General features: G+C 63.4%; 4 protein-coding genes. All 4 read left to right on the top strand.

Annotated elements, in window-relative coordinates; all coding sequences use genetic code 11:
* The first annotated feature begins 294 nt into the window (after nt 1-294).
* Nucleotides 295-699 (top strand): MarR family winged helix-turn-helix transcriptional regulator, encoded by a 405-nt coding sequence (locus tag ACGLHT_RS29895; RefSeq protein WP_025338032.1) that lies wholly within the window; start codon nt 295-297, stop codon nt 697-699.
* 63 nt (nt 700-762) lie between these two features.
* Nucleotides 763-1965, top strand: coding sequence for an MFS transporter (locus ACGLHT_RS29890; RefSeq protein WP_084785067.1), 1203 nt, complete (start codon nt 763-765; stop codon nt 1963-1965).
* Nucleotides 1962-2084, top strand: a complete 123-nt coding sequence (locus ACGLHT_RS29885) for a hypothetical protein (RefSeq protein ID WP_075044023.1) — start codon at nt 1962-1964, stop codon at nt 2082-2084. The genes ACGLHT_RS29890 and ACGLHT_RS29885 overlap by 4 nt, the downstream gene beginning before the upstream one ends.
* Nucleotides 2085-2130: 46 nt before the next feature.
* Nucleotides 2131-2682 carry a glutathione peroxidase gene (locus tag ACGLHT_RS29880; protein ID WP_039615355.1) on the top strand — a complete coding sequence of 184 codons (552 nt, stop codon included), beginning with the start codon at nt 2131-2133 and terminating at the stop codon, nt 2680-2682.
* Nucleotides 2683-2818: the final 136 nt, after the last annotated feature.

The raw sequence follows: 2818 nt of genomic DNA, 5'->3' as shown, positions 1-2818 counted from the left end.
CGCAATCCCTGTAGGAGCGGCCTTGTGTCGCGAAAGGGCTGCAAAGCAGCCCCAGCAATTTCAACTGTTGCGCATCATTCCTGGGGCCGCGTTGCGGCCCTTTCGCGACACGAGGCCGCTCCCACAGGTACAGCGACAACCTCGAGAGCAACGCTGTACCTGTGGGAGCTGGCTTGCCGGCGATGGGATGCGTAGCAGTCCCATTAACGCTATCTGACAGGCATTAGGGCTGAGGGGCGTCGGTAATCGTGAAATCTCTTGCAACACACATGACGCGGGTATATACACGTATCCATGTTGACCAGTGAATGCATCTGCACCCATCTGCGTCGTGCCGCCCGTGGGGTGAGCCGGCATTACGACGAGGCCCTTGCCGGCTTCGGGGTCAATGTCGCCCAGTTTTCCCTGTTGCGTCATCTGCAGCGGCTCGATCGCCCCAGTATCACCACCCTGGCGGAGGCCATGGGCCTGGAGCGTAGTACCCTGGGCCGCAACCTGCGGGTGCTGGAGGCTGAAGGGCTGGTGGCCTTGGCTGATGGTGACGATCAGCGCAACCGCGTGGTGCTGCTGACCGAGGCCGGTACCCAACTGCTGCGCGCTGCCCATCCGGCCTGGGAACAGGCACAGGCCGAACTGGTGGAGCGGCTGGGGGCAGGGCAGCGGGATGAACTGGTGCGTTTGCTGAACCAGCTGGCTTGAATTGATACGACTATAAGCGGGTATATACCCGTAAAACCTTGCGATGTGCTGGAGATAACGACAATGACTTCGGTGTGGCGAACCAGCGGGTGGGTATTGGTGGGGGCAGCGCTGATCCTGGCGCTGTCCCTGGGTGTGCGGCACGGCTTCGGCCTGTTCCTGGCGCCTATGAGCGCGGACTTCGGCTGGGGGCGTGAGGTGTTCGCCTTCGCCATTGCCTTGCAGAACCTGATCTGGGGGCTGGCGCAACCGTTCGCCGGAGCCCTGGCCGACCGCATGGGCGCGGCGCGGGTGGTGATCATTGGCGGTATTCTCTACGCTGCCGGGTTGGTGCTGATGGGCATGGCCGACTCGGCCTGGTCGTTGTCGCTGAGTGCCGGCTTGCTGATCGGCATCGGCCTGTCCGGCACCTCGTTCTCGGTCATCCTCGGCGTGGTTGGGCGTGCCGTGCCGGCGGAGAAGCGCAGCATGGCCATGGGCATTGCCAGCGCTGCCGGTTCTTTCGGCCAGTTCGCCATGTTGCCGGGCACCCTCGGCCTGATCCAGTGGCTGGGCTGGTCCGCAGCGTTGCTGGTACTGGGCCTGATGGTGGCGCTGATCGTGCCCTTCGTCGGCCTGCTGCGCGACCGGCCGCTGCCCACTCATGGTACCGAACAGACCCTGGGCCAGGCCCTGCGCGAGGCGTGCTCGCACTCTGGCTTCTGGTTGCTGGCGCTGGGCTTTTTCGTTTGTGGTTTCCAGGTGGTGTTCATTGGTGTGCACCTGCCGGCCTACCTGGTCGACCAGCACCTGGCCGCGACCACCGGCACAACGGTGCTGGCGCTGGTAGGCCTGTTCAATATCGTCGGTACCTTCACCGCGGGCTGGCTGGGCGGGCGCATGTCCAAGCCGCGCCTGCTGACCGGGTTGTACCTGCTGCGTGCGGTAGTGATCGTGCTGTTCCTCTGGGCGCCGGTGACTGAAGTCAGCGCTTACCTGTTCGGCATCGCCATGGGGCTGCTGTGGTTGTCCACGGTGCCACTGACCAACGGCACGGTGGCCACCGTGTTCGGCGTGCGCAACCTGTCCATGCTTGGCGGTATCGTCTTCCTGTTCCACCAGCTGGGCGCCTTCCTGGGCGGCTGGTTGGGCGGGGTGGTGTATGACCGCACTGGCAGCTACGACCTGGTCTGGCAGATTTCCATCCTGCTCAGCCTGCTGGCTGCCGCCCTCAACTGGCCCGTGCGCGAACGCCCGGTCGCCCGCCTGCAGGCCCAGGCCGCATGAACCGCTACCTGGCTCGAGGGCTACTGGCCGTCGCCGCCCTGTTGCTGCTGGCGCTGGTGTGGTGGGGCTGGCACAAGGGCGGGATGGCGCTGATGCAGCTGGGCATGAGTGTTTGTTAGGCGCTACCCTGCAAGTTCAGGGATTGTCTTGCGGGAGAAACGAGTCATGCGTGCACATTGGTTGACGGTGCCGGTGCTGGCCCTGCTTGCCGGCGCATCGAGCTGGGCTGCCGATTGCCCGGCGTTGTTGCAGGGTAGCCTGCCAGAGTTGCGGGGCAAGGGGCAGGTGGACCTGTGCCAGCGCTTTGCCGGCAAGCCGCTGGTGGTGGTCAACACGGCCAGTTACTGCGGTTTTGCGCCGCAGTTCGAGGGGCTTGAGGCGACATACAAGGAATACCACGAGCAAGGCCTGGAAATGCTTGGTGTGCCTTCCAATGACTTCAAGCAGGAGGACGCCGACAGCGAGAAGACTGCCAAGGTTTGTTATGCCAACTATGGCGTCACCTTTACCATGACCAAGACACAGGCGGTTCGGGGCGCGGATGCGATACCGCTGTTCGCGGAGCTGGCCAGCCAGAGCAGTGCGCCGAAGTGGAATTTCTACAAGTACGTGGTAGACCGCAAGGGCAAGGTAATTGGTAACTTTTCCAGCCTGACCAAGCCGGATGATCCAGCGTTCCGGGCAGCCATCGAAAAGGCCATTGCCTCCCAGCCATAACCTGGCTGCTCTTGCTCTTGCTCTTGCTCTTGCTCTTGCTTCGGCTTTTGCTTCTAAGTGCGCGATAGTTCAGGCGCCGCCGATTGCGACTTCAGGAGGCCGAGCGAAGGGACTGCGGAGGGAGGTGACGGGCATG

Origin of the sequence: Pseudomonas sp. PsB (assembly GCF_043658375.1) — a bacterium.
Taxonomy (GTDB): domain Bacteria; phylum Pseudomonadota; class Gammaproteobacteria; order Pseudomonadales; family Pseudomonadaceae; genus Aquipseudomonas; species Aquipseudomonas putida_Z.
Note: the sequence above shows the minus strand (reverse complement) of the source record. Positions and strands in the feature narration are given on the sequence as shown.

Coding starts and splice junctions, on each gene's coding strand:
- ACGLHT_RS29895 (WP_025338032.1), top strand. CDS start 295: ATGTTGACCAGTGAATGCATCTGCACCCATCTGCGTCGTGCCGCCCGT.
- ACGLHT_RS29890 (WP_084785067.1), top strand. CDS start 763: ATGACTTCGGTGTGGCGAACCAGCGGGTGGGTATTGGTGGGGGCAGCG.
- ACGLHT_RS29885 (WP_075044023.1), top strand. CDS start 1,962: ATGAACCGCTACCTGGCTCGAGGGCTACTGGCCGTCGCCGCCCTGTTG.
- ACGLHT_RS29880 (WP_039615355.1), top strand. CDS start 2,131: ATGCGTGCACATTGGTTGACGGTGCCGGTGCTGGCCCTGCTTGCCGGC.